Annotated in this window: 29 protein-coding genes; 7 read left to right on the forward strand and 22 right to left on the reverse strand. The window is 55.2% G+C overall.

The window, feature by feature from the left end; translation table 11 throughout:
• Positions 1–24: 24 nt before the first annotated feature.
• From phnK to BLU64_RS12000, 19 genes are all read right to left on the reverse strand, one after another.
• Positions 25–819, reverse strand: coding sequence for a phosphonate C-P lyase system protein PhnK (phnK, locus tag BLU64_RS11905; protein WP_036153561.1), 795 nt, complete (start codon positions 817–819; stop codon positions 25–27).
• On the reverse strand, positions 803–1,687 hold the full coding sequence (locus BLU64_RS11910) for an alpha-D-ribose 1-methylphosphonate 5-phosphate C-P-lyase PhnJ (protein WP_051625592.1): 885 nt from the start codon (positions 1,685–1,687) through the stop codon (positions 803–805). Before BLU64_RS11910 ends, phnK begins: the two co-directional genes overlap by 17 nt.
• On the reverse strand, positions 1,677–2,783 hold the full coding sequence (locus BLU64_RS11915) for a carbon-phosphorus lyase complex subunit (protein ID WP_074728836.1): 1,107 nt from the start codon (positions 2,781–2,783) through the stop codon (positions 1,677–1,679). The genes BLU64_RS11910 and BLU64_RS11915 overlap by 11 nt, the downstream gene beginning before the upstream one ends.
• Positions 2,783–3,385: a phosphonate C-P lyase system protein PhnH gene (gene phnH / locus BLU64_RS11920; protein WP_074728838.1), complete on the reverse strand. Its 603-nt coding sequence runs from the start codon at positions 3,383–3,385 to the stop codon at positions 2,783–2,785. Before phnH ends, BLU64_RS11915 begins: the two co-directional genes overlap by 1 nt.
• 2 nt (positions 3,386–3,387) lie before the next feature.
• Entirely contained in the window at positions 3,388–3,831 is a 444-nt protein-coding gene (phnG, locus tag BLU64_RS11925; protein ID WP_026744002.1) for a phosphonate C-P lyase system protein PhnG, read from the reverse strand.
• 3 nt (positions 3,832–3,834) lie between these two features.
• A complete protein-coding gene (locus BLU64_RS11930; RefSeq protein WP_026744003.1) occupies positions 3,835–4,734 on the reverse strand; it encodes an NAD(P)-dependent oxidoreductase in 900 nt (299 codons plus the stop codon).
• Between the two features lie 53 nt (positions 4,735–4,787).
• A complete protein-coding gene (gene aepY / locus BLU64_RS11935) occupies positions 4,788–5,942 on the reverse strand; it encodes a phosphonopyruvate decarboxylase (protein WP_074728839.1) in 1,155 nt (384 codons plus the stop codon).
• Positions 5,943–6,000: 58 nt separating this feature from the next.
• Positions 6,001–6,912, reverse strand: a complete 912-nt coding sequence (aepX, locus tag BLU64_RS11940) for a phosphoenolpyruvate mutase (RefSeq protein WP_026744005.1) — start codon at positions 6,910–6,912, stop codon at positions 6,001–6,003.
• A gap of 565 nt (positions 6,913–7,477) precedes the next feature.
• Positions 7,478–7,750: a PTS phosphocarrier protein NPr gene (gene npr / locus BLU64_RS11950; RefSeq protein ID WP_026740687.1), complete on the reverse strand. Its 273-nt coding sequence runs from the start codon at positions 7,748–7,750 to the stop codon at positions 7,478–7,480.
• Positions 7,747–8,601 (reverse strand): RNase adapter RapZ, encoded by an 855-nt coding sequence (gene rapZ, locus BLU64_RS11955; protein ID WP_074728841.1) that lies wholly within the window; start codon positions 8,599–8,601, stop codon positions 7,747–7,749. Before rapZ ends, npr begins: the two co-directional genes overlap by 4 nt.
• Positions 8,602–8,763: 162 nt before the next feature.
• Positions 8,764–9,252, reverse strand: coding sequence for a PTS IIA-like nitrogen regulatory protein PtsN (gene ptsN, locus BLU64_RS11960; protein ID WP_026744008.1), 489 nt, complete (start codon positions 9,250–9,252; stop codon positions 8,764–8,766).
• 84 nt (positions 9,253–9,336) lie between these two features.
• Complete coding sequence (hpf, locus tag BLU64_RS11965) at positions 9,337–9,624, reverse strand: ribosome hibernation promoting factor (RefSeq protein WP_026744009.1); 288 nt, start codon at positions 9,622–9,624, stop codon at positions 9,337–9,339.
• A gap of 24 nt (positions 9,625–9,648) precedes the next feature.
• Positions 9,649–11,082: an RNA polymerase factor sigma-54 gene (gene rpoN / locus BLU64_RS11970; RefSeq protein ID WP_074728843.1), complete on the reverse strand. Its 1,434-nt coding sequence runs from the start codon at positions 11,080–11,082 to the stop codon at positions 9,649–9,651.
• A gap of 45 nt (positions 11,083–11,127) precedes the next feature.
• Positions 11,128–11,853: an LPS export ABC transporter ATP-binding protein gene (gene lptB / locus BLU64_RS11975; RefSeq protein ID WP_026744011.1), complete on the reverse strand. Its 726-nt coding sequence runs from the start codon at positions 11,851–11,853 to the stop codon at positions 11,128–11,130.
• A 3-nt stretch (positions 11,854–11,856) separates the two neighbouring features.
• Positions 11,857–12,435 carry a lipopolysaccharide ABC transporter substrate-binding protein LptA gene (gene lptA, locus BLU64_RS11980; protein WP_026744012.1) on the reverse strand — a complete coding sequence of 193 codons (579 nt, stop codon included), beginning with the start codon at positions 12,433–12,435 and terminating at the stop codon, positions 11,857–11,859.
• Entirely contained in the window at positions 12,413–12,982 is a 570-nt protein-coding gene (gene lptC / locus BLU64_RS11985; RefSeq protein ID WP_026744013.1) for an LPS export ABC transporter periplasmic protein LptC, read from the reverse strand. Before lptC ends, lptA begins: the two co-directional genes overlap by 23 nt.
• Complete coding sequence (gene kdsC / locus BLU64_RS11990) at positions 12,979–13,545, reverse strand: 3-deoxy-manno-octulosonate-8-phosphatase KdsC (RefSeq protein WP_026744014.1); 567 nt, start codon at positions 13,543–13,545, stop codon at positions 12,979–12,981. The genes lptC and kdsC overlap by 4 nt, the downstream gene beginning before the upstream one ends.
• Before the next feature lie 71 nt (positions 13,546–13,616).
• Positions 13,617–14,603: an arabinose-5-phosphate isomerase KdsD gene (gene kdsD / locus BLU64_RS11995; RefSeq protein ID WP_074728845.1), complete on the reverse strand. Its 987-nt coding sequence runs from the start codon at positions 14,601–14,603 to the stop codon at positions 13,617–13,619.
• 32 nt (positions 14,604–14,635) lie between these two features.
• A complete protein-coding gene (locus tag BLU64_RS12000; protein ID WP_074728847.1) occupies positions 14,636–15,598 on the reverse strand; it encodes a calcium/sodium antiporter in 963 nt (320 codons plus the stop codon).
• Between the two features lie 278 nt (positions 15,599–15,876).
• Here BLU64_RS12000 and mlaF point away from each other — a divergent pair, with 278 nt between their 5' ends.
• The 7 genes from mlaF to murA all read left to right on the forward strand — a co-directional run bounded on the left by mlaF (position 15,877) and on the right by murA (position 20,670).
• The gene (gene mlaF, locus BLU64_RS12005; protein WP_026744017.1) at positions 15,877–16,689 is read left to right on the forward strand and encodes a phospholipid ABC transporter ATP-binding protein MlaF; all 813 of its coding nucleotides are present in this window, start codon (positions 15,877–15,879) and stop codon (positions 16,687–16,689) included.
• Positions 16,690–16,696: 7 nt separating this feature from the next.
• Positions 16,697–17,479 (forward strand): lipid asymmetry maintenance ABC transporter permease subunit MlaE, encoded by a 783-nt coding sequence (gene mlaE / locus BLU64_RS12010; protein ID WP_026744018.1) that lies wholly within the window; start codon positions 16,697–16,699, stop codon positions 17,477–17,479.
• 3 nt (positions 17,480–17,482) lie between these two features.
• Positions 17,483–18,034: an outer membrane lipid asymmetry maintenance protein MlaD gene (mlaD, locus tag BLU64_RS12015; protein ID WP_026744019.1), complete on the forward strand. Its 552-nt coding sequence runs from the start codon at positions 17,483–17,485 to the stop codon at positions 18,032–18,034.
• Between the two features lie 12 nt (positions 18,035–18,046).
• Positions 18,047–18,682: a phospholipid-binding protein MlaC gene (mlaC, locus tag BLU64_RS12020; RefSeq protein WP_026740701.1), complete on the forward strand. Its 636-nt coding sequence runs from the start codon at positions 18,047–18,049 to the stop codon at positions 18,680–18,682.
• Positions 18,675–18,977: a lipid asymmetry maintenance protein MlaB gene (gene mlaB, locus BLU64_RS12025; RefSeq protein ID WP_026740702.1), complete on the forward strand. Its 303-nt coding sequence runs from the start codon at positions 18,675–18,677 to the stop codon at positions 18,975–18,977. The genes mlaC and mlaB overlap by 8 nt, the downstream gene beginning before the upstream one ends.
• A 132-nt stretch (positions 18,978–19,109) precedes the next feature.
• Complete coding sequence (gene ibaG / locus BLU64_RS12030; RefSeq protein ID WP_026740703.1) at positions 19,110–19,364, forward strand: BolA family iron metabolism protein IbaG; 255 nt, start codon at positions 19,110–19,112, stop codon at positions 19,362–19,364.
• A gap of 43 nt (positions 19,365–19,407) precedes the next feature.
• Positions 19,408–20,670 (forward strand): UDP-N-acetylglucosamine 1-carboxyvinyltransferase, encoded by a 1,263-nt coding sequence (murA, locus tag BLU64_RS12035; RefSeq protein ID WP_026744020.1) that lies wholly within the window; start codon positions 19,408–19,410, stop codon positions 20,668–20,670.
• Positions 20,671–20,758: 88 nt separating this feature from the next.
• On the opposite strand, the gene degS is transcribed toward murA, so the two are convergent.
• The 3 genes from degS to zapG all read right to left on the reverse strand — a co-directional run bounded on the left by degS (position 20,759) and on the right by zapG (position 23,862).
• Positions 20,759–21,808, reverse strand: coding sequence for an outer membrane-stress sensor serine endopeptidase DegS (gene degS, locus BLU64_RS12040; protein WP_026744021.1), 1,050 nt, complete (start codon positions 21,806–21,808; stop codon positions 20,759–20,761).
• A gap of 87 nt (positions 21,809–21,895) precedes the next feature.
• Entirely contained in the window at positions 21,896–23,263 is a 1,368-nt protein-coding gene (gene degQ / locus BLU64_RS12045) for a serine endoprotease DegQ (protein ID WP_074728849.1), read from the reverse strand.
• A 194-nt stretch (positions 23,264–23,457) separates the two neighbouring features.
• Positions 23,458–23,862 (reverse strand): Z-ring associated protein ZapG, encoded by a 405-nt coding sequence (zapG, locus tag BLU64_RS12050; RefSeq protein ID WP_026744023.1) that lies wholly within the window; start codon positions 23,860–23,862, stop codon positions 23,458–23,460.
• Positions 23,863–24,038: the final 176 nt, after the last annotated feature.

A 24,038-nucleotide genomic window follows, 5' to 3' on the forward strand; every position in this document is an offset into this window, starting at 1 on the left:
ACGCCTCCTGGGGAGATGGCTCTGCTAGAGGATGGATGACACCAGCAGTTGGGTATAAGGATGATGAGGATCGTCCAGCACGCGGTCGGTCAGTCCCTGTTCGACGACTCGTCCCTGTTTCATGACCAGCAGCCGATGGGACAGCAGACGCGCTACGCCCAGATCGTGGGTGACGATGACGACGGCCAACTGCATGTTCGTCACCAGCGTACGCAGCAGATCCAGCAGGCGAGCTTGTACCGAAACATCCAGTCCGCCGGTCGGCTCATCCATAAAAATGAGGCGCGGCGAGGTCACCAGATTGCGGGCGATTTGCAGACGCTGCTGCATCCCGCCGGAGAAGGTGGTCGGCAGATCGTCCATACGTTCAACAGGCAGCTCGACGTTGCGCATCCAGTGCGCGGCCGTCTCGCGGATGTGGCCGTAATGACGGTCGCCGATAGCCATTAGACGTTCGCCGATGTTGCCGCCTGCGGAAACCGCCGAGCGCAGTCCCAGCAGCGGATGCTGCCAGACAATACCCCATTCGGTGCGTATCAGCGCCCGACGCTGACGTTCGCTGATGTCATAAATCGGCCATGTTCTTTGCTGGCGATCTCGGTAGGTGACGGAGCCATGCTGGGGCGCCAGACGGGCGGAAATCGCGTTCAGCAGGGTAGTTTTACCTGACCCGGACTCTCCGACAATTCCCAGAACCTCACCGGGCCAGAGCTGGAACGACACATCCTGGAATCCTTTCCCCGGCGCATAGAGATGGGTGAGCGCATCGACGGACAGCAGCGGACCGTCATGCTCATGGTGGTTATTGAGTGTTCCCATGCTTTTTCTCCTGGTTGTCCCGTTGCTGCTGGCAATAGTCGGTATCTGAGCAAACAAACATGCGGCTGCCCGCATCGTCGATGACTACTTCATCTAGAAAACTGTTGCGTGAGCCGCAGATTGCGCACGGCTCGTCCCAGTGCTGCACGGTGAAAGGATGGTCGTCGAAGTCGAGGCTTTCGACCGGGGTATAAGGGGGAACCGCATAAATGCGTTTTTCGCGCCCGGCGCCAAACAGTTGCAGGGCCGGCATCATGTGCATCTTGGGATTATCGAATTTGGGGATGGGAGAGGGGTCCATCACGTAGCGCTGATTGACTTTGACCGGATAGGCGTACGTGGTGGCGATGTGCCCATAGCGCGCGATGTCCTCATACAACTTGACCTGCATGACGCCGTACTCTTCCAACGCGTGCATTTTTTTGGTTTCCGTCTCCCTCGGCTCGATAAACCGTAACGGCTCTGGGATCGGGACCTGGTAGACGATGATCTGGTCCTCCTTTAGCGGCGTCTCCGGTATTCTGTGGCGCGTCTGAACGATGGTCGCTTCTGTCGTCCTTTCCGCCGTTTTCACTTTCGCGACGGTTCGGAAGAAGTGACGGATAGAGACGGCGTTGGTGGTATCGTCGGCGCCCTGATCGATGACCTTGAGGACATCGTCCGGCCCGATAATGCTGGCGGTCACCTGAATACCGCCGGTTCCCCATCCGTAAGGCATGGGCATCTCCCGGCTGGCAAAGGGCACCTGATGGCCGGGAATGGCAATGGCTTTGAGTATGGCGCGGCGGATCATGCCCTTGGTGTTTTCGTCCAAATAGGCATAGTTGTAGGCTCTTTCTTCAATTTCTTCAGCAACGTTAGTCGTCATGATGTGGGTCTTCCTGCGTGGATAAATACTCCTGTCGAAGACGCTTGAGGAGTTCCAGCTCTGATTGAAAATCGACGTAATGTGGGAGTTTCAGGTGAGAGACGAAACCGGCCGCTTCGACATTGTCGACATGAGACAGAACAAACTCTTCATCCTGCGCCGGGCCATGAATGTCTTCGTGATAGTCGGCGGCCTGTAGAGCACGATCCGCGAGGGCGACGGTGATCGCTTTGCGTTCGGCTCGCCCAAAGGCCAGACCATAGCCGCGGGTGAAGTGCGGGGCCTGTTTCATGGGTTTGATAAAGCCATTGACGGTTTCGCACTCCGTTACCAGGATGTCGCCGATTTCCACCGCCATATCCACTTCCTGAATGAACATCACCACCGTGACCAGGCCTGTGCGGATTTCGCCAACAAAAGGGTGATTGCGGCCATAGCCGCGCTGGGTGGAGTATCCCAGCGACAGCAAAAACCCCTCATCGCCGCGGATCAACTGCTGTAGCCGCGCCGAACGCGGACACGGATAGCTCGGCGGATCGACGGTGATATCCGCCGGCTCTTCGTCGCGTTCATCCACCGGCGGCACCAGCTCCTGCTGTGTCAGGAAGTGAAAGGCATGAGGAACCGTGTCCTCGATGGGTGCCTCATCCTGTGTTTCCGGCTCCGTCGGGGCGGTTGGCGGTTCGCCCTCCGCCAACAGCGTGAAGTCCAGCAGCCGATGGGTATAGTCGTAAGTCGGCCCCAAGAGTTGCCCGCCTGGAAGATCTTTGAAGATGGCGGAAATGCGCCTTTCCAGACGCATGGATGCAGTAGCCAGCGGTTCGCTCACCCCCCAGCGCGGCAGGGTAGAACGGTAGGCGCGCAGCAGAAAAATCGCTTCGACGAGATCGCCGCTGGCCTGCTTGATTGCTAGCGCAGCCAGTTCACGGTCGTAAATATTGCCTTCGGTCATGACGCGGTCGACCGCCAGACCGAGCTGTTGTTCAATCTGTTCACAGCTCAGTTCCTGAATATGCGGCTGACCGCGCCGACGACAGGCTTGAAGTTGGTGTGCGGCTTCAATGGCTTTTTCACCGCCTTTCACTGCAACATACATCAGCACTCCTCCACTCGAGTGGTTCGGGGGATAGCGAGCAGCTTCTTGCCGGAGGTAAACAGAAAATCGAGTCCCATCGGGAAAGGATGTGGCCGCTCACAGAGATAGCGCCGTATCGCGCTGGGAAGATGCGGAGAGATGATTTTGACGTTATTCACGCCAGGGCCGCTGAGCTTCAGGCATCTGCCGTTGTTAAGCCCATCAACTTCCATAATGATGGTGGCCGATTTCTCCGGCTCTATTTCGTTGCCGCAGGGGAAACACATCAGATCGTGTTGGATGGGGCGACTATCGAACTTGTTAGTTTTCCCGTTCAACAGGACGAAATACGCTTCTGCCGCGTTAGAAGTAATCGGCACATTGGTATGTAAACACAGCGTTCTCAGCAACAGTGGGTTACTGATATTTCGATCGATGAACAGCGGTGTTTTCTGGCTGGTCAGTGTCAACAGCACCGCGATAGTGGATGATGAAATGTTGTTCAGTTCCTCGATGCCGGGAACGGTCACCGTTGCCCCGGGTTCGCTCATGGCTTTGACGATTTTTCTGAAGCAGGCCTGAGTGCCGAATACCGGATTGGAGAATCCATTCAAAATGTCCATGATTACTCTCCTCTGACCAACGTAAAGAAGTTGACTCGACTGGTGGCGACTTCACGGCGCTGTTGGTCATGTTCAGCTTGCAGTTGCTTGGCGAGAGGGGAAACCAGACGCTTCCACAGCGGGTTGAAAGCAGACTGGGTTTGTAATAAGGCATCGATGAAGGCACAGCGTTCCGCATGGGGTTTGTCTCTGCCGACGATATAGCTGTAGCCGCAAATTCCGTCCTTGAGTTGCAATGCCGCGCGGGTCACGGTCATGTCGCCCACCATAAAACGCTGTCCTGTGGTTTCCATGCGACCTTGTAGTTGGAGCAGGCCGATCTCCGTCGGCCGCAGCAGTTGATAGTCCACGGCAATATTGAGGGGTTGCCAATATGACAGCAGTGCTTCGGCACGGCTGCGTGACAGTACGGACATCCAATAAGCGCGTTGCTCTTTCTTCGTCATCATTTACGCCTCCGGCTCTTGCTGTTGTGATTGCTTCGACAAATAGGCAAAACACGCGGTCTGATCCTGTGGCGCCCTGAGGGCTTCGGCGGTATCCAGATAAATACGCTGGATAGGGTCGAAAAAGGTGCTATGGACCGTTTGTTCACGAAACAGGGCGTGAGCCAGATCCAGGTCCTTGATACGGATATCTAACGGAACGGAAATCAGGTTTGATGGGTGAAGATAACGATTCAGCATTACATCCATATAGGTGGAGCGACCTCGCCCCAACGGTAGTGCTTGCTGCAATGTCGTCTGGCTGATGCCGCACTTCTCGGCTAACAGAATCGATTCTGCGGCGACCAGCAGGTGGACGGCCTCACAGTAGTTGTTGATGACTTTCATCGTCTGTGCGGCCCGGTTGCTGTCCATGACGACATAGTTGTCGCTCAGAGAGGAGAGCAACGCGGGGAGGACATCGGAAAAGTCAGTCGGTATTGGGCCTGCCCAGCAGGCCAGTTTGCCGGTGCGCGCGCCTTCGGGGCCCCCGGAGACGGGGGCTTCCAGGTAGTGAGCGCCGTGGCGCAGGAAAAAAACCTCCATTTGCTGGCTGTCCTGGGGGCCGATGGTGCTGATGTTGACAATAAGTGGCTGATATTTTTTGAGTCTGCTGGTTATTTCCGGCGTGCAAAAAAGGGCTTTCATGGCCTCAGCATCTGTCAGACAAACCAGAATAATTGATCGTTCACGCGTGAATAACTGGCTGAGTGAATTCACAGCGCGTGCGCCGTTGCCGCTTAGGGCTTCGGCTTTACTCACCGTACGGTTGTAGAGGCTGAGAGAGTATTGGCACTGACGTAATCTGAGTGCGATCGCCTTTCCCAATACGCCGATGCCAACCAGAGAAATGTGTTTTGTCATAGGGAGCATCCTTTCAACGTCACCGCTTCGGGGAAGGGGTGGCAGGGGTGTTATCAGCTGGAATGAGCTGGCTGCGACAGGAACCGCATAAAGCAGGTTCGATTCTGGGAAGGCGATGTCGTGGGCCTTCCTAGATTGTCGCGGTGTCCAATGCGGCATTTCACTTCGATAAACTGACTCCCCTGACTCATCAGCGCCTTGTGAAGCGTTGCCCGCAGGGCTTCTCGGCTTCCTACCGCTGTGACCCTGCTATAGCCACAGGCGGCAGCGATGGGCGCTAAGGGGAGGCGCGACGCCGCCGTCCGCTGACCGCCGACTGACTCATGGGCGCCGTTATTAATGACGATATGGATAAGCGTGGGGGAAAGGGCGCTATTGGTCAGCCCGCCCATGTGCATCAGCGTCGCGCCATCGCCATCCAGACAGACGACTTTCTTACCCGGTCGACCTTCGCTGATACCCAGCGCTATCTGGCTGGCGAGGCCCATGCCGCCTACGGTCAGAAAGTCGCGTTCGTGCTCTTCCCCACGCTGTTCTCGTAGCTCGAACAGTTCGCGCGACAGCATTCCGGTGGTACTGATGATGGGGACATCGGCCGGTAGTGCGGACAGGACTTCCGCGACGATCTCCTCGCGCAGCAGCGTGGCCGAGGTTCGCGCCGGCTGCCTGGCTTGTTGGCAAGGAGAGAAAGTATGTTTACGTACGACCAGGGCGACAGGACGTTTTTCGCGTTGCGCCTGTTCCAGCAGCTGTTCTATCTGCGGGAAGTCAATATCAGGCTCGCCTTCCAATATATGATAGGGAATATTGATTACATCTAACTGCGGTAGTGTGACCCGACCTTGCATCACATGCTGTGGTTCGTCATTCAGTTGGGTTCCGTCGGGTTTGGTTTCACCACGCCAGCCGATAATAAATAGCATCGGGATGCTGTAAACGTCTGTCGCCGCCAGCGAACAAATTGGATTAACGATATTTCCCAGTCCGGAATTTTGTAAATAAACCACAGGTATTGAGTTTGTTGCCAAATGATAGCCAATGGCCATTCCTGCCGCAGTGCCTTCATTGCAAGCTAACTGATGCCGAATATCTTCTTTTGTTCCGTCGATAGCCAGACAGAATTCTTTTAATAAAGAGTCAGGGACGCCACTATAGAATCGAATACCTTTATGGTGTAAAAAACCCAAAAAATCGTCAGGGTTAATCATGATAAGTTCCTTCTTTTTTAATGATTAATTGTGTTGCTGGATTATTATTCTTGGGTGATTATTTCGTTCCGGGAATTAAGTTGAGTATCTCCTTTATAGAAATACATTTGTCTTCGATTTCTCGTGTGCGGCCATATTTGAGAATTTGGGGGAGAATTTCTCGCATGGCCGGATAAGATGCGCGCAACATATGGTTAGCATAAATAATGATGTTAAAACCACTTTTGACCAGGTGTTCGAACGTAATTTCATTAAAACTGGTCGGTACGCAAACTAAAGGGATCTGCGGATAGTGACTGCGGAATATTTTAGCAAATTCGAGAATTTCATCCGGGGTTCTAAGCCGACTATGGATCATGATGCCGTCGGCTCCCGCCTCGACATAACGCAGTGCGCGGTCGATGGCATCGTCCATACCGGTTTCCAATATCAGGCTTTCAATGCGTGCAATCAACATAAATTCCGGCGTCAACTGAGCCTCTTTGGCCGCTCTGATTTTCGTGCAGAAGTCATCCACCGTAGCTTGGGTCTGTTTCACTTCATTGCCGAATAGAGAGTTTTTCTTCAGACCGGTTTTATCCTCAATGATGATGGCGGAAATTCCCAGATTTTCGGCCTCTCGGATGTGGTATACCAGATGTTCTATCTGGCCGCCGGTATCACCGTCAAAAATTAATGGGCTGTTCGTAACATTGAAAATATCAGCGATGGAATTAAAACGGCGGCTGTAATTGACTAATTCCGTATCGGGTTGACCTCTCAAAGTAGAATCGGTCAGAGAGCTGGACCAAAAAGCATCAAATTTGTGATTCACTCCTCCTTTTATATATTCGGCCTCTTCAATCAGCATGGCGGATAATGGACTGTGGGCTTCCATGACGCGGATCGCTTTTTTGTTATTTAGTAGTTCCCTCAATGCGCCACGACGAGAACCTGGCGTTTGGCCTTTATTGGCTATACTTTTAGACATATTAATATCCTCATCTATGTATTCCTTTTACTTAATCTTAACCCGTGGTTACTCAACACCGCCAAATGATATGAGATTACTCCGGCTTACTCATTCATAATTTGGATGGGGAGTGTCTTCGTATTTTTATTAATAATGGCTTTCATTTCAAATCAGATCTTTTTTTTGATTTTTTTTATGGCTATTTATATCTGCATGAAGTTAAAAGAGAAAATGGCAGTATTTGTTAATTCAAATAGGATAAACTCCTTATTAATCTCGCGAATACATATGATCGTCTATTGTTTAAGGCCATTTCTGGTTTTTGGGCCTAAGGACAATTTGAGATTTCTTTATAAAAATGAAGATAAGAAAATAACTACATGTTATTTATCCGGTTTAGTTGTGAACTCGGGCTTTTTTTAAATTAACAAAAAGATTGGGGACCTTTATAGGAACACGTGTTTTTAATTTATCGGCTGCGAAAGGTATGATCCTAAAATAGTTTAGGCGTAGGGAATTCTGGGCGATAACAAGGCGAGGGGAAATGGAAGGTACGAAGACGAAAAAATGAGCTGAAATCTGGTTATTCTTCGTCAAAGCCGGCGTCGAATAGTTTTACGACGGCCGCGAGCGCTTCGTTTTCGTCCGGACCGGTCGCTTCGATTTCAATACGCCGGCCCTTGGCGGAATCCAGCATCAGCATGGCAATCACGCTGCTGGCTTCCGCCTGCGTGCCGCTCTCATTGCGCAGAATGACTTCAGCATCGAAGTTTTGTACGAGCTCGAATAGCTTCATCGCCGGACGGGCGTGCATACCCAGACGGTTTTTGACTTCAACGGTATGTCTTACGGTCATGATTTACGTTTTTCCAGCGTACGGTGGCGTAGTTGCACGTTTTTGCCTCTGGAGCGGAAGTAGTCGGCCAACTGCTCGGCGATATACACCGAACGGTGTTTACCGCCGGTGCAACCAATGGCGACGGTCAGGTAGCTGCGATTGTTGGTTTCCAGCATCGGCAGCCATAGCTCAAGGTAGCTGCGCGTTTGATAAATAAAATTGTGCACTTCGGTATGGCGATCCAAAAACGCCGCGACGGGTTTGTCCAGCCCGGTCATGGGGCGTAGTTTGGGATCCCAGTGCGGATTTGGCAGGAAGCGGACGTCGAACACGTAGTCGGCGTCGATAGGAATGCCGTGCTTGTAGCCGAATGATTCAAATACCATCGTTAGCTCGCGTTCCCGCTTGCCCAACAGGCGGGCGCGCAGCATCTCCGCCAATTCGTGCACCGACATCTCGGAGGTGTCGATGATCAAATCGGCGCGGGAGCGCAGCGGCTCCAGCAGATTGTTTTCTTCGTCGATGGCATTTTCCAGCGACAGGTTCTGGCTGGACAGCGGGTGCAGGCGACGAGTGTCGCTATAGCGGCGGATCAGCGTATTGCGATCGGCGTCCAGAAACAGCAGCTGCGGCGAGAAACTGCTTGGCAGTCGGGTCAGCGCCTGCTCCAGCACTTCCGGCGTTTCCGGCATATTACGTACGTCAATGCTGACCGCCGCCGAGATGTTCCGCGCGGCCAGGGTATTGGCCAGATCCGGCAGTAGAATCACAGGCAGGTTATCCACGCAGTAGAAACCCATGTCTTCCAGCGCGCGCAAGGCCACGGATTTTCCCGAGCCTGAACGACCACTGACAATCATCAGCACCATCTGACGACTCCCCTCAGGCAGCGGAATGGTGAAGGTCTCGCTGCCACCGTTAGCTTATGTAAGTCATCCGGCCTTGGCCGGAATGATTACCGGACGCGAGCGTTGGCGCACGGCGTCCGGTCGTTTCATTTTCTTGGTCTGGATGCGCTTCGCCCTGATATTTTAGGGCTGCTCGTCGCTATCCGATTCGGTCATGATCTGATACAGCTCTTCGTCGCTCTGCGCACCCCGCAACCGACGGCACAGCGCCTTATCCGACAGCTGTCTGGCGGCTAGCGCCAGCGTATTTAAATGGGTTTTACATTGTTCGGCGGGAACCAGCAAGGCAAACAGCAGGTCCACGGGCTGGTTATCTATGGCATCAAAGGCGACGGGTTTCTCCAGATGGATGAAGACGCCCACGGCGCTCAATGTGTCCTCGTTATCGAGCTTCCCGTGAGGAATAGCAATACCGTTGCCAATACCGGTGCTGCCCATCCGTTCACGCGCCAGAATGGCTTCAAAAATAATCTGCGAGGGCAAATTGAGCTGTGCCGCAGCGAGTTCGCTGATGATTTCCAGAGCGCGCTTTTTACTCTGGCAGCTCACGGCGTTGCGGGTGCACTCCTGTCGAAGTACGGCGCTGAGTTGCATAATGGAATCGTTATTCATTTTGTATTCACCTGACAACACTCGGGCCTCCAGCTACCGAAAGGGCTGCCCTTTCGGTCCCTGCGCCTGGAGGCGGGGGAACAATCAGTGCTGCTTCAGTTTATCCTTATGTTTGTTTAACTGTCGCGCCAGTTTGTCGATGAGAAGATCGATGGCGGCATACATCTCTTCCGCTTCCGATGTGGCATGCAGCTCACCGCCGCTGACGTGGATCGTGGCTTCAGCAATCTGCTGAATTTTCTCCACCTTCAGCACTACGTACACCTGATTAATGCGATCGAAATATTGTTCCAGCTTCGCAAACTTCGTATTGAGAAATTCGCGCAAGGCATCGGTAATTTCAACATGGTGTCCGGTAATGTTCAGCTGCATAGCGTCTTCCTTCTCAGTTCAAGGTCAAACCAGTTGTTTACGCTGGTTGGACGGTGGGATGGATAAAGACTCGCGATATTTGGCGACGGTGCGCCGGGCCACGATGATTCCCTGATCGGAAAGCAGAGTGGTCAGCTTGCTGTCGCTCAACGGTTTGGCGGGATTCTCCGCAGCGATTAATTTTTTGACCAACGCCCGGATGGCGGTAGACGAGGCCTCTCCGCCGCTGTCCGTGTTGACGTGGCTTGAGAAAAAATATTTCAGTTCGAAGATGCCGCGGGGGCTGTGCAGGAACTTCTGCGTCGTGACGCGAGAAATGGTGGATTCGTGCATTTCCACTGCCTGGGCGATATCCGCCAGCACCATCGGCTTCATGTACTCTTCGCCGTGGTCGAAGAAGGCCTGCTGTTGTTCGACAATGCAGCGGGTCACTTTCAGCAGCGTGTCGTTGCGGCTCTCCAGACTTTTGATGAGCCAGCGGGCTTCCTGAAGGTGACTACGAATGAACTGACCGTCGCTGTCGCTGCGCGTGCTGTTGCCCAGCGCGGCATATTGTTGGTTGATTTGCAGCCGCGGTACGCTGTCGGTATTGAGTTCGACGGACCATTGGTCCTGCACTTTACGCACCAGAACGTCGGGGATCACGTATTCCGACTCGCCGGTGTTGATGGACTGTCCCGGACGCGGATCGAGGGATTGAATCAGGGCCAAGGCTTCTTTCAGCACGTCTTCTTTTAAACGGCTGGCGCGAATCAGCGTACGGAAGTCATGATTCGCCAACAGGTCGAGATATTCGCTGACGATCAGCTTGGCTTCTTCCCAGCGCGGCATCTTATTGTCGAACTGGGACAACTGCACTAGCAGACACTCGCGTAGATCGCGCGACGCGACGCCCACCGGATCGAAGCGCTGTACCCGTTTCAGGACGGCCTCCACTTCTTCCATCGTCAGCTCTTCATTACCGACGCTGTCGCGGATTTCTTCCAGAGAAACGGTGAGGTAACCCGTGGGATCGACGGCGTCGACGATGGAGGTGGCGATGGCGGCATCGGTGTCGGAGAACGGCGTCAGCTCCACCTGCCACATCAGATAGTCTTGCAGGGATTGTGTGGTTTCGCCCTGGTAGACCGGCAGCTCATCATCGCGGTAGTCGGTGCTGGTGCCGGAGGGCGTGCCCGCCGTATAGATTTCATCCCAGGCGGCGTCCAGCGGCAGCTCGTCGGGCATCTCTTTCTGCTCCAGCGCCTCCCGGGTATCCAGCGCTTCGCTGCTGCTGCTTTCTTGCGTCTCGACCTCCTCGTGGGGATCGGTTTGTTCCAGCAAGGGGTTGCTTTCCAGCGCCTGTTGAATTTCTTGCTGGAGTTCAAGCGTGGACAGCTGCAACAGGCGGATTGCCTGCTGTAACTGTGGCGTCATTGCCAGTTGCTGGCTAAGCCTGAGTTGCAAACCTTGCTTCATAAATAGCGCTAACTTCCCTTGGATAATACGAACAAAAATATGACGTCAGAGTCGGAAGCCTTCGCCCAGATAGACACGTTTGACCTGTTCGTTGGCCAATATATCCGCCGGTGTTCCGTGGGCGATGAGATGGCCCTGGCTGACGATATAGGCACGTTCACAGACGTCCAGCGTTTCGCGGACGTTATGGTCGGTGATGAGGACACCCAGACCGCTGTCGCGGAGGTGTTCAATAATTTTCTTGATATCTATCACCGAAATTGGGTCCACCCCGGCGAAAGGCTCATCCAGCAGGATGAACTTAGGATTGGCTGCGAGCGCTCGGGCGATTTCCACTCGACGACGCTCCCCACCGGAGAGGGATTGTCCCAGACTATCGCGTAAATGAGCAATATGAAACTCTTCCATCAGCTCATTGGCGCGGTCAGCCTGCTGTTCCTGCGTCAGATCCTTACGGATTTGCAGCACGGCCATCAGGTTATCGTAAACGCTCAACCGCCGGAAAATCGACGCCTCCTGCGGCAGGTAGCCGATGCCGCGGCGCGCGCGGTCGTGAAGCGGCAGCAGACTGATATCATCGTCGTCGATAATGATGCGGCCTTCATCGCGCTGGACGATGCCGACGACCATGTAAAACGTGGTCGTTTTGCCTGCGCCGTTCGGACCCAGCAGGCCGACGATTTCGCCGGAATTGACTTTCAGGCTGACGTTTTCCACAACCTTGCGGCCTTTGTACGCCTTAGCCAGATTTTCTGCGATTAATGTAGCCATGAGTTATTGCGTCGCTCGCTGTTGCGGTTTGGGGGCCTTGGCCGGGGCGGTGCGCTGGCCATTTTTGTCCTGCAGCTGAGAAGGCACCAGCACCGTGGTCACGCGCTTGCCTTTATCGCTGAATGCTTCCATCTGCTGCTGCTTGACCAGATAGGTGATGCGGTCGCCTTTGACATTGCTGTCCAGCTGTTCCAGATAGGCGTCGCCGGTCAGGATGACGTTGTCTTTATCCAGCTCATATCGCATTTTCTGTGAGTGGCCTTTGACCGGCTTTCCGTTGTCCTGCATCTGGTAGAACGTCGCCGGATTCCCAAACCCTTCGATGACTTCGCGGCCTTGCTGGCCCTGTGGACGGGTGACGACGACTTTGTCCGCCTGAACCTTGATCGATCCTTGCGTGACGATGACATTGCCGGTAAATGTGACGACGTTGCCCTGCATGTCTAACGACTGCTGGTCGGAGTCGATATGAATCGGCTGATCGGTATCGCCGGTCAGCGCCAATACCGGCATGCTGGCGGAAAACAGCGAGCTGGCGATCAGCGTGTAGCGCAGTGCTTTATTGATTTTTTGGAATTTCATAGGAGGTTTTTACCTTTTCGATCAACTCTGCTGTCTTGTTGCGCAGATTTCCGCGCATTTTCAAACCATTGGAGGTAAAGCTGGCACCGTAAAGCGTGACCTCATCATCGGATGAGACATCCTGGGTGACCAGGTTTACCTGGGCATTCTCTGTTTTGACCCGTTCCAGCTGCGAATCTGTCGTCAGACTGTTCATCTCGACATGGCCGTACAGATACAGCATGCGGTCCTTAGTCAGTTTGGCCCGATCCGAGCGGACTGACCAGGTGGCGACGCCTAATTCGTTGTACATCGTGGCCACCGGCTGGGTGAACCAGGTCAACTGGTCATTTTCGTAATATTCGGCTTTTTCAGTCACCAGCTTGTAGGCCAGTTTTCCCGTTGGGTCATACACCACGGTGAGGTTTTGCTGAGTGGTATAGGTCGGCGCGTTGCTCTCCGACACGGCAGGCGTTGCGTCATCGTTGGTACCGGTCAGATTCAGGCCGATCAACACCAGTGCGATCAGGGCCAGCAGGGCGGTCAGCCAGCGCTTTGTTTTATTCATATCGACAACCCTTTAGCGAACTCCAGCTTGTCCTGCGCCTGTAAAATCAGGTCGCAAATCTCGCGTACGGCGCCGCGCCCGCCTGCGGTGCGCGTCACATAATCCGAGCGGGGCAACAGCAGCGGATGGGCATCCGCCACCGCGACGCTCAGTCCGACTTCCGCCATCACCGGCCAGTCGATCAAATCGTCGCCGATATAGGCGACCTGATGGGCCTCAAGCGCCAGTTTATCCAACAGCTCGCGGAAGGCCAAAAGCTTATCAGACTGTCCCTGATATAGGTGAGAAATCCCCAGGGTCTTGCAGCGGTCTTCCAAGAGCTTGGCTGAACGACCGGTGATAATGGCGACGTCAATGTCAGACGTCAGCAGGCAGCGGATACCGTAGCCGTCCCGAACGTTGAACGTTTTCAGCTCTTCGCCCTGATTGCCCATGTAGATTAGGCCGTCGGACAGAACACCGTCCACGTCGCAGATGAGCAGTCGGATTTCTCGGGCCTTGTCCATCGCTACGCCGGCGACAGGGCCGTAGCAGGTCTCGGTATTCGGCGGGGTTTCACTCATTTCACGCTTGTCCTTGGTTTACAGCCGGGTTGAAGTCGTTGGGTCAATTCAGGGGTGACGGCGTGGCTGGATTAAACCACACCTGCACGCAGCATGTCGTGCATATGCACGACGCCGACCAGGCGATCGTCTTGCGCGACCATCAGTGCCGTCACATGACGCGATTGCATCAGGTTCAACGCATCCACGGCCAGCATTTGCGACGTGACGCGGATACCGCCGGCGGTCATGACGTCGACGATGCGCGCGCTGTTCAGATCGATATTCAGATCGAATATACGGCGCAGGTCGCCATCGGTGAATATTCCCTCGATAGTGCCGTCAGGAGCGCAGATGGCGGTCATTCCCAGATTCTTACGGGTGATCTCCAACAACGCGTCGCGCAGGGAGGCATCGCGAGGAACGCTGGGGATTTCGTCGCCGCTGTGCATGATATCGTTCACCCGCAGTAACAGTTTGCGGCCAAGTGCTCCGCCCGGATGGGACAGCGCGAAGTCCTCCGCGGTAAATCCTCGGGCCTGTAGCAGCGCCACGGCAATCGCGTCGCCCATTACCAGCGTAGCAGTTGTGCTGGAGGTAGGGGCCAAGCCCAGCGGGCAGGCTTCCTGCGAGACATGAATGCAGAGATGGTGGTCGGCGGCTTTTCCCATGGTGCTTTCGGGATTGCCGGTCATGCAGATCAACGGGACGTGCAGACGTTTGAGTACGGGGATCAGGGCCAGGATCTCATGGGATTCGCCGGAGTTGGAGATGGCGATAACAATATCCTGAGCGCTAATCATTCCCAGATCGCCGTGGCTGGCCTCGCCGGGATGCACGAAGAAAGACGGGGTTCCGGTACTGGCGAAAGTGGCGGCGATCTTGCAGCCGATATGACCGGATTTTCCCATTCCCATCACGACGACTTTGCCCGTGCAGCGGAAAATCATCTCGCAGACGCGGGTAAAATTATCATCAATATATTGATCCAATTGCGCCAACGTTTCGCGCTCAATGGATAAAACCTGTTTCCCTGCGCTCTGGAAATCGAAATCGGAGGGTAGCTCAAAGTGTGACATGTAAAACGTCCTGCGTGGCCGTTAAGGCCCGGCTATGAAAAAAAGAACAGCACGGTGAGGTAAGCGATAAACGCGCACAGCAATAGCGCGCCCGCGCCCTGACCGATGCACCGTTTCTGGCGTAGGCATAGTGCCGCCAGCAGTACGCTGGCCCCTAGCATCACCCAATAGTCGCGGCTGAATGCCAGTGGGTTCAACGCGCCGGGAGAAAGCAGCGCCGGTACGCCCAATACAATGCCGATGTTAAAAATGTTGGAACCGATCAGGTTGCCGAGCGCAATGTCGTCCTCTTTCTTCAGCGTGCCGACGATTGCGGTGGCGAGTTCAGGCAGGCTGGTGCCGATAGCCAGCACCGTCAGACCGATGGTCAATTCGCTGATATTGAAGCTGCGGGCGATCACGGTGGCATTGTCCACGACGATGCGGGTCGCCATCGGCAAAATAATGACGCCCAGTACCAGCCACAGCAAGGCGACGGCAGCGTTATTGTCTCGAGGCAGCTCATCCATCTGCTCGCGCGTTAGGCTATCAACCCCCGCTCGTTGGGCCGTGCGGGCCATGCGCAGTATCAGCGTGATGGAGATCGTGGCGGCCAGCAACAGTATTACGCCATCCAGTCGGCTGAGGGCATGGTCGTACAGCAACACTCCGCACAACGCGGTGACGATTAACATCAGCGGCAGTTCCCGGCGCACCAGCACCGAATGGAAGGTCAGCGGACGAATCAACGTGGCGCTGCCGAGGATTAGCAGGATGTTGGCGATATTGGAGCCGAGCACGTTGCCCACCGCCATATCGATCTGGTGATTCATCGCCGCGTTGACCGAGACCATCAGTTCCGGCAACGAGGTACCCAGTCCCACAATGGTAATGCCGATCACTATCGGCGGAATACCGAAGGCGCGGGCCAATACGGCGGCGCCGTAAACCAGACGGTCGGCACCATAAACCAGCAGAATCAAACCAACAATCAAGAGTACTGTCGCAAAAAGCATGCAGCGTCCTTTATTCAGGTATAATCACCGGTTTATTGGCGCACAAACCAGTATTTTTGGGACGAAGAGTGAATAAAAAAAATCATTTTTCATCTTTGGCGCTAATTTTGACTGTGTAGTGTGAAAAAGTAAAACCAATGGCAACTTTGGTCACGAATAAGTGATGGCCGTTTGTCACAGTGAATGCCCGATGCGTCATCCGGCGTTGAAGGGCGGTGCAACGTACGGTCTAAATGCTGATGACTGCGCCGAACGCGCAGTCGGAAAGGAAACACATGATGAATCCCGAAGTCTCTAACCTGGTTGAAGTTCGAGGGCTCAGTTTTCGCCGGGGGAATCGGCAGATTTTTAGCGATATTTCCCTGAACGTCCCTCAACGCAAAGTGACGGCCATCATGGGGCCGTCCGGCATCGGCAAAACCACGCTGCTGCGCCTGATTGGCGGCCAGCTGCCGCCGGATCAGGGCGAAGTCTGGTTCGACGGCGAAAATATTCCTGCGCTTTCTCGTTCCGGGCTGTACGAAGCCCGTAAAAAAATGAGCATGCTGTTTCAATCCGGCGCGCTGTTTACCGATCTCAATGTGTTTGACAACGTCGCCTGGCCGCTGCGGGAACACAGCCAGCTTCCGCCGGAATTACTGCATACTATCGTGATGATGAAGCTCGAAGCGGTAGGGCTGCGCGGAGCCGCCTCTATGATGCCGTCCGAATTATCCGGCGGCATGGCGCGGCGGGCGGCGCTGGCGCGGGCTATCGCGCTCGATCCGCAGCTCATCATGTTCGACGAGCCGTTCGTCGGGCAGGATCCCATCACGATGGGCGTGCTGGTCAAACTGATCGATGAACTCAATCATGCGCTCGGTGTCACCTGTATTGTGGTTTCCCACGACGTCCCCGAAGTGCTGAGCATTGCGGATTATGCTTATATCATCGCTGACCAGCGCGTCGTCGCTGAGGGCTCGCCGGACGATTTGCAACACAACGCCGACCCGCGCGTGCGTCAGTTCCTCGACGGTATCGCCGATGGGCCGGTGCCTTTCCGCTATCCTGCGGGAGATTACACACGCGAACTGTTGAAAGCTGGGAGTTAATGTATTCATGCTATTTCAGGCATTAGCGTCTTTTGGACGCGTCGGCATCAGCGTTTGTATGTCGTTCGGACGTGCGGGACTCATGCTGTTCAATGCGTTGGTGGGGAAACCGGAACCGGCCAGGCAGTGGCCGTTGCTGCGCCGTCAGCTCTACAGCGTGGGGGTGCAATCGCTGTTGATCATCATGGTGTCCGGCCTCTTTATCGGTATGGTGCTGGGGCTGCAGGGCTATCTGGTCCTAACGACCTATAGCGCGGAGGCCAGTCTCGGCATGATGGTGTCGCTGTCGCTGCTGCGCGAGCTGGGACCGGTGGTGACCGCGCTGCTGTTCGCCGGTCGCGCCGGGTCTGCCCTGACGGCGGAAATCGGATTGATGAAGGCTACGGAGCAGCTGTCCAGCATGGAAATGATGGCGGTAGATCCATTGCGCCGCGTCGTCGCGCCGCGATTCTGGGCTGGTGTGATTACGATGCCATTACTGACGGTGATTTTCGTCGCCGTGGGGATCTGGGGCGGCGCGCTGGTCGGCGTGGATTGGAAAGGCATCGACAGCGGTTTTTTCTGGTCGGCGATGCAAGGGGCGGTCGAATGGCGACTGGATATCGTAAACTGCATGCTGAAAAGTCTCGCCTTTGCGATCACCGTGACCTGGATCGCCCTGTTTAACGGATATGACGCCATCCCGACGTCGGAGGGCATCAGCCGTGCAACGACGCGAACCGTCGTGCATTCATCGCTGGCGGTTCTGGGATTGGATTTTTTGCTGACAGCACTGATGTTTGGGAACTAAGTGATGCAAACGAAGAAACATGAAATCTGGGTCGGCGTGTTTATGCTTATTGCGCTGGGCGCCATCATTTTTATCTGTCTGAAGGTCGCCGATCTGAACACGCTGGGACACCAGCAGACGTACCGTTTATCGGCGACATTCGATAACATCGGCGGACTGAAAACGCGTTCGCCGGTGAAAGTCGGCGGCGTCGTCATCGGTCGGGTGGACAGTATCGAGTTGGATCCTAACACCTACCTGCCGCGCGTTACGATGGCGATCGACAAGCGCTACGACCATATTCCTGATACCAGTTCATTGGCGATTCGTACGTCGGGCCTGCTGGGAGAACAGTATCTGGCGCTGAATATGGGCTTCGAAGACCCGGAGATGGGGACGTCGATCCTCAAGGACGGCGGTACCATCCAGGACACCAAATCGGCGATGGTGCTGGAAGATCTCATCGGGCAGTTCCTGTATAAGAGCGGCGGCGGCAACGAGCATACTGAGCCGAACGGCAGTGCGCCAGCCAGCGCTCCGGAATCCCAGAACAACCCCGTGACTCCACATTCTTAAGAGGATACCTGCATGTTGAAACGTTTACTCATGGCGGCGGCGCTACTGGTGATGGCCCCCGCGGCGCTTGCCGCCGACCAGACGAATCCTTACAGCCTGATGGCCGACGCCGCACAGAAAACCTTTGACCGCCTGAAGAATGAACAACCGGGTATCCGTCAGAATCCCAACTACCTGCGCAATATCGTACGTGAAGAGCTGCTGCCCTATGTGCAGGTGAAATATGCCGGCGCGCTGGTGCTGGGACAATATTACAAGGGCGCGACGCCCGCGCAACGCGAAGCCTATTTCAAGGCGTTTTCCGCTTATCTGGAACAAGCCTACGGCCAGGCGCTGGCGTTGTATCACGGCCAGACTTACCAGATTGCGCCACAACAGCCGCTGGGGGATGCCAACATCGTGTCTATCCGCGTGACGATTGTTGATAACGGCGGGCGCCCGCCGGTGCGGCTGGACTTCCAGTGGCGCAAGAACAGTCAGACCGGCCACTGGCAGGCCTATGACATGATCGCCGAAGGCGTGAGCATGATTACGACCAAACAAAACGAATGGGCGTCGATACTGCGCCAGCAGGGTGTCGACGGCCTGACCCGCCAGCTGCAAATTTCTGCGCAGCAGCCGATCACGCTGGACCAGAAAAATGGCTGATCCGCTGAGCTGGCAATCGCAGGAAGGCACGCTGACGCTGAAAGGCGATTTGGATCGTGAAACGTTGCTGCCGCTTTGGCAACAGCGCGAGGCATTACTGGAGAACGTGGTCGGACTGGACGTCAGCCAGCTACAGCGGGTGGACTCCGCGGGTCTGGCGCTATTGGTGCATTTTTATCACCAGCAGACGCAGAAGGGCCGCGAGCTGCGGATTATCGGGGTGAGCGACCGGCTGAAAACGCTGATCGACTTGTATAACCTGAACGACGTCATTCCGGTGCAATTAACCTGCTAATGCACGGTGTTTACGGCCCTCCGTCCCCTGTTGCCTTTTGCGCAACGGGGGATTTCTTTTGTTTAAGATAGCGGCGGATTCCTCTAAGATACCCGCTGTTTATCATCCCCCCCAGACGTAGAATTGAGAGCGATGGAAAATAAAGAAATCGAATCTGTGCTGATGAGCGCATTGGCACTTCAGGAAGTTCATGCATCCGGCGATGGAAGCCATTTTCAGGTGATTGTGGTCGGTGATTTATTCGCCGGCATGAGCCGCGTTAAACAGCAGCAGACGGTCTATGCGCCGCTGATGGAATATATCGCGGACAACCGTATTCACGCCCTGTCAATCAAGGCTTATACCCCCGAAGAGTGGCAGCGCGATCGCAAGCTCAGCGGCTTCTAAATAGCGCGGCGCTATTGAACTGAATTATTGAGAAATCGTCACTATGGATAAATTTCGTGTGCAGGGGCCGACCCGGCTCTCTGGTGAAGTCACTATCTCCGGGGCTAAAAATGCGGCTTTGCCGATCCTGTTTGCCGCTCTGTTGGCTGAAGAACCGGTAGAAATACAGAATGTCCCGAAACTGCGGGATATCGACACCACGATGAAGCTGCTCGGACAACTCGGTGCTCGTGTGGAACGCAACGGTTCCGTCCATGTCGATGCCAGCGGCGTCAACGTTTTTTGCGCGCCTTACGAGCTGGTGAAAACCATGCGCGCCTCTATCTGGGCCTTGGGGCCGTTGGTGGCACGCTTCGGTCAGGGACAGGTTTCGCTGCCGGGCGGATGCGCTATCGGCGCGCGTCCGGTCGACCTGCATATCAACGGTCTGGAGCAACTGGGCGCGAAGATTTCCCTGGAGGAAGGTTACGTCAAGGCCCATGTTGACGGACGTTTGCAGGGTGCGCATATCGTCATGGACAAGGTCAGCGTGGGCGCCACGGTGACGATCATGAGCGCGGCTACGCTGGCGGAAGGTCAGACGATTATCGAAAATGCGGCCCGTGAGCCGGAAATTGTCGATACGGCCAACTTTTTGAATACGCTGGGCGCCAAAATCAGCGGCGCGGGCAGCGACCGTATTGTCATCGATGGGGTAGCGCGTCTGGGCGGCGGCGTTTATCGCGTGCTGCCTGACCGCATTGAAACCGGCACCTTCCTGATCGCCGGCGCGATCTCTCGCGGTAAAGTCGTCTGCCACAGCACGCGCCCGGATACGCTGGATGCGGTGCTGGCTAAGCTGCGCGAAGCCGGAGCGGATATCGAAATCGGCGAAGACTGGATTAGTCTGGACATGCATGGTCAGCGTCCTAAAGCCGTGACGATCCGCACCGCGCCGCACCCAGGGTTCCCAACCGATATGCAGGCGCAGTTTAGCCTGCTGAACCTGGTGGCGGAAGGCACCGGCGTGATCACGGAAACCATCTTCGAAAACCGCTTCATGCATATCCCTGAGCTGATCCGTATGGGCGCGCAGGCGGAGATTGAGAGCAACACCGTTATCTGCCACGGCGTAGAAAAACTCTCGGGCGCACAGGTGATGGCGACCGACCTACGGGCATCGGCGAGTCTGGTGCTGGCGGGTTGTATCGCGGAAGGCGCGACGCTGGTCGATCGCATCTATCACATCGATCGCGGTTATGAGCGCATTGAAGATAAGCTGCGTGGTCTTGGCGCGAACATCGAACGCATCGCGGGCGCGGAGTAAGTTTCTTCGGCCATAAAAAACGGGACGATAGTCGTGAGGCTGTCGTCCCGTTTCTCGTTCTGTGACCGGCAACGCGTGACGTTACGCGCTAGTTCGCCGGGAATTCCTGAATGGTCACGTCGAGCGTCATCTCTTTATTGTCGCGGAAAATCACGACCGGGATCACCGTGCCGGGGCGCAGCTCCGCCACCTGGTCCATGGTTTCAATCACGGACCGCGCCGGTTTGTTGTTCACCTTCAACAGCAGATCGTCTTGCTTGATGCCCGCTTTGTCCGCCGGACCGTCCGGTTCGACCTTGCTGACGATGATGCCCTGCAGGCGCTCCAGTCCGGCATTCTTGTTGCCCACTCGTTCAATCTGGGCGCCGTTGATACCGATGTAACCACGGATGACCCGACCGTCGCGAATGAGCTTACCCATCACTTTCGTCGCCAGCGCGACAGGGATCGCAAAGCCAATTCCTTCCGGCGTTCCGCCATCGTTGCTCTTATCGAAAGACAGGGTATTAATGCCGACCAACTCTCCCAGCGTATTGACCAGTGCGCCGCCGGAGTTGCCCCGGTTGATGGAAGCGTCGGTCTGAAGAAAGTTCTGGCGGCCTGATGAGCTGAGTCCGACTCGCCCGGTGGCGCTGATGATGCCCTGTGTGATGGTTTGCCCCAGATTGTAGGGGTTGCCAATGGCCATCACGACGTCGCCGACGTGTGCGGTGCGATGATCGTTGATAGAGATAGCGGGCAAGCTGGTCGCTTCGATTTTTAGTACCGCCAGATCGGTCAGCGTATCCGATCCGACCAGCAACGCCTCGTATAGGCGGCCGTCCTGCAACGTGACGACGATTTGTTCGGCGTCTGTGATGACGTGTTTGTTGGTAAGAATATAGCCTTTGTTGTTCATGATAACGCCCGAACCCAGCGTGCGAACGTTGAGTTCGTCTTTGCCGCCGGCCCGATTATAGACGTTGACGACCGCTGGCGCGGCGCGGCGCACCCCCTGGTAATAGCTGACGGGGGCCTCATCCAGCGTCGACGCCTCCTCTTTCAGCAGATTGCTGGAGCGCAGTGCGGGGAGGGCCAACAGCAAGATCGCGGCTACGACGATACCAATCAATGCTGAACGTATCAGTTTGGTTAACATGAGCGTTTGGGACTTGAAGAAGAATAAATCGCAGAATAACAAAGATGGTAGGACGCCGCACGGCGCGGCGTCCAGTTTTTAGTGGGATTAGCGTAACAGCAGATAAATCGATTCGTCTCCGCGGATGATATTTAGAGCCAGTACGGTCGGCTTGGCTTCCAGTATCTTGCGCAATTGAGCGATGTTTTCCACGCGTTCACGGTTGACGCCGATGATGACGTCCCCTTTCTGCAGCCCAATTTTACTGGCGGCGCTGTCTTTGGCGATGTTGTCGATGGCTACGCCTTTGCTGCCGTTCTTCAATTGACCGTCGGTTAGCGTGGCGCCCTGCAGGCCAGGAGACAGCGTTTCCGCGTTAGTGGACGCGTTGGCGCTATTGTCCAGAACAACGGACACTTCTTGCTGTTTGCCGTCGCGAATAAGTCCGATTTTCACGGTTTTACCTGGAGCCGTAGTACCTACTTTGGCTCGCAGCTCGGCGAAGCTGTTGATCGTCTTACCGTCCAGAGAGACCAGAACGTCGCCGGCTTTGATACCGGCTTTGGCCGCCGCGGATTTCGGCAATACCTCGCTGACAAATGCGCCGCGCTGCGCATCCACCTTGAAGGCCTTAGCCATTTCAGAGGTCATCTCGCTGCCTTTGATGCCAAGCAGGCCGCGTTTGACTTCCCCGAACTCCAGCAACTGCTGAGTCAGGTTCTGCGCCATGTTGCTGGGGATGGCGAAGCCGATGCCGATATTGCCGCCGCCGGGCGCCAGAATTGCAGTATTAATCCCAATCAGCTCGCCGTTCAGGTTGACCAGCGCGCCGCCGGAATTACCGCGGTTGATGGAGGCATCGGTCTGAATGAAGTTTTCTAGCCCTTCCAGATTCAGCCCGCTACGACCCAGTGCAGAGATGATGCCGGAGGTGGCGGTTTGACCCAAACCAAAGGGGTTGCCTACGGCGACGGCGAAGTCGCCGACGCGGAGCTGATCGGAATCCGCCATCTTCACGGCGGTCAGGTTTTTCGCGTCGCTTAGCTGCAGCAGGGCGATATCCGTTTGCGCGTCGCGGCCGATGAGCTTGGCGTCGTATTCACGGCCGTCATTCAGCTGTACGCGAATTTTGTCCGCATTGTTGATCACATGGTTATTGGTCAGTACGTAACCCTTGGCGGCATCAATGATAACGCCCGAGCCAAGCCCTTCAAACGGACGGCTCTGTTTTTCGGCCGGCGCGTTGGGACCAAAAAAGAACTTAAACTCTTCCGGGATGCGCTGATTCTGAACCTGAGTGCCTTCCACGTGGACGCTGACCACGGCGGGCAGGACTTTTTCCAGCATGGGGGCCAGGCTCGGCAGCGATTGACCGGCGACTACCGCGGGCAGAGCGGCTTGGGCTACAGGCAGCGAAGATAGGGACAGTCCGATACTAATGGCTAGTGCGCTGAATAACATCGATGTTTTTTTCATTGATTGTTAACTCTCTCTCGACCTGCGTAGAAATAAAATGATGATATATAAACTCAATCTTGTGGTGAAGAGTCAGACCGACTATTCACGTGTAAAGTTCATTGCGGTTTTATTCGCGAAATGTAAGGAGCGGCCTGTGATGCGGAAAATAAGCGCGGGGCAAGGAATACCCCGCGCGTAGGGAATAAGGGGAATTATTTACGTAACGGCGTTTCGCCGCGCAGCAGTCCAGAGGCGCTTTCCGAGTAATCACGCGGGGGCATTTTCACCGGCACCTGATCGTTGTCTGATTCGGCTTCCGTCAGACGATAATTGAACGGATTTTCGCGTGACTGCTCTTCAGGAAGCAGCTCATTCGAGCTTTTAGCCATGTGCTGATACAGCTTGCGATAGTCGTCCGCCATGTTGTCCAGCAGTTCGGCGCTACGGGCGAAATGACTCACTAGCTCCTGACGATATTGCTCCAGATCGGCTTTGCTCTTCTCCAGCTCGTGTTGCAGTACCTGCTGCTGGCGCAGTTTGCGATTGCCGAAGCGCATCGCTACCGCACCGATGATGACACCGATAACAAGTCCAATCAGCGCGTACTCCCAGGTCATAATGACTCCTATTTGACTTCGTTGTTCCGTCGTATTTTTCACTCAATAATAGTCACTATAACCGCTAAGCTTGCCAGAGTGGAGTCCTGAAACAGGATGTAATAAACCAGTGGGTGAACATGCGCCGCCGCAGAAGCGGCAACTGCTATGATTTAGACGCTAAACTGAGGTTCTTC

The organism is Lonsdalea quercina (assembly GCF_900107885.1).
Classification (GTDB): Bacteria; Pseudomonadota; Gammaproteobacteria; order Enterobacterales; family Enterobacteriaceae; genus Lonsdalea; species Lonsdalea quercina.

Excerpts from the sequence above, each read along its gene's own strand:
- phnK (WP_036153561.1), bottom strand. The coding sequence starts at position 819 with ATGGGAACACTCAATAACCACCATGAGCATGACGGTCCGCTGCTGTCC.
- BLU64_RS11910 (WP_051625592.1), bottom strand. The coding sequence starts at position 1,687 with ATGACGACTAACGTTGCTGAAGAAATTGAAGAAAGAGCCTACAACTAT.
- BLU64_RS11915 (WP_074728836.1), bottom strand. The coding sequence starts at position 2,783 with ATGTATGTTGCAGTGAAAGGCGGTGAAAAAGCCATTGAAGCCGCACAC.
- phnH (WP_074728838.1), bottom strand. The coding sequence starts at position 3,385 with ATGGACATTTTGAATGGATTCTCCAATCCGGTATTCGGCACTCAGGCC.
- phnG (WP_026744002.1), bottom strand. The coding sequence starts at position 3,831 with ATGACGAAGAAAGAGCAACGCGCTTATTGGATGTCCGTACTGTCACGC.
- BLU64_RS11930 (WP_026744003.1), bottom strand. The coding sequence starts at position 4,734 with ATGACAAAACACATTTCTCTGGTTGGCATCGGCGTATTGGGAAAGGCG.
- aepY (WP_074728839.1), bottom strand. The coding sequence starts at position 5,942 with ATGATTAACCCTGACGATTTTTTGGGTTTTTTACACCATAAAGGTATT.
- aepX (WP_026744005.1), bottom strand. The coding sequence starts at position 6,912 with ATGTCTAAAAGTATAGCCAATAAAGGCCAAACGCCAGGTTCTCGTCGT.
- npr (WP_026740687.1), bottom strand. The coding sequence starts at position 7,750 with ATGACCGTAAGACATACCGTTGAAGTCAAAAACCGTCTGGGTATGCAC.
- rapZ (WP_074728841.1), bottom strand. The coding sequence starts at position 8,601 with ATGGTGCTGATGATTGTCAGTGGTCGTTCAGGCTCGGGAAAATCCGTG.
- ptsN (WP_026744008.1), bottom strand. The coding sequence starts at position 9,252 with ATGAATAACGATTCCATTATGCAACTCAGCGCCGTACTTCGACAGGAG.
- hpf (WP_026744009.1), bottom strand. The coding sequence starts at position 9,624 with ATGCAGCTGAACATTACCGGACACCATGTTGAAATTACCGATGCCTTG.
- rpoN (WP_074728843.1), bottom strand. The coding sequence starts at position 11,082 with ATGAAGCAAGGTTTGCAACTCAGGCTTAGCCAGCAACTGGCAATGACG.
- lptB (WP_026744011.1), bottom strand. The coding sequence starts at position 11,853 with ATGGCTACATTAATCGCAGAAAATCTGGCTAAGGCGTACAAAGGCCGC.
- lptA (WP_026744012.1), bottom strand. The coding sequence starts at position 12,435 with ATGAAATTCCAAAAAATCAATAAAGCACTGCGCTACACGCTGATCGCC.
- lptC (WP_026744013.1), bottom strand. The coding sequence starts at position 12,982 with ATGAATAAAACAAAGCGCTGGCTGACCGCCCTGCTGGCCCTGATCGCA.
- kdsC (WP_026744014.1), bottom strand. The coding sequence starts at position 13,545 with ATGAGTGAAACCCCGCCGAATACCGAGACCTGCTACGGCCCTGTCGCC.
- kdsD (WP_074728845.1), bottom strand. The coding sequence starts at position 14,603 with ATGTCACACTTTGAGCTACCCTCCGATTTCGATTTCCAGAGCGCAGGG.
- BLU64_RS12000 (WP_074728847.1), bottom strand. The coding sequence starts at position 15,598 with ATGCTTTTTGCGACAGTACTCTTGATTGTTGGTTTGATTCTGCTGGTT.
- mlaF (WP_026744017.1), top strand. The coding sequence starts at position 15,877 with ATGAATCCCGAAGTCTCTAACCTGGTTGAAGTTCGAGGGCTCAGTTTT.
- mlaE (WP_026744018.1), top strand. The coding sequence starts at position 16,697 with ATGCTATTTCAGGCATTAGCGTCTTTTGGACGCGTCGGCATCAGCGTT.
- mlaD (WP_026744019.1), top strand. The coding sequence starts at position 17,483 with ATGCAAACGAAGAAACATGAAATCTGGGTCGGCGTGTTTATGCTTATT.
- mlaC (WP_026740701.1), top strand. The coding sequence starts at position 18,047 with ATGTTGAAACGTTTACTCATGGCGGCGGCGCTACTGGTGATGGCCCCC.
- mlaB (WP_026740702.1), top strand. The coding sequence starts at position 18,675 with ATGGCTGATCCGCTGAGCTGGCAATCGCAGGAAGGCACGCTGACGCTG.
- ibaG (WP_026740703.1), top strand. The coding sequence starts at position 19,110 with ATGGAAAATAAAGAAATCGAATCTGTGCTGATGAGCGCATTGGCACTT.
- murA (WP_026744020.1), top strand. The coding sequence starts at position 19,408 with ATGGATAAATTTCGTGTGCAGGGGCCGACCCGGCTCTCTGGTGAAGTC.
- degS (WP_026744021.1), bottom strand. The coding sequence starts at position 21,808 with ATGTTAACCAAACTGATACGTTCAGCATTGATTGGTATCGTCGTAGCC.
- degQ (WP_074728849.1), bottom strand. The coding sequence starts at position 23,263 with ATGAAAAAAACATCGATGTTATTCAGCGCACTAGCCATTAGTATCGGA.
- zapG (WP_026744023.1), bottom strand. The coding sequence starts at position 23,862 with ATGACCTGGGAGTACGCGCTGATTGGACTTGTTATCGGTGTCATCATC.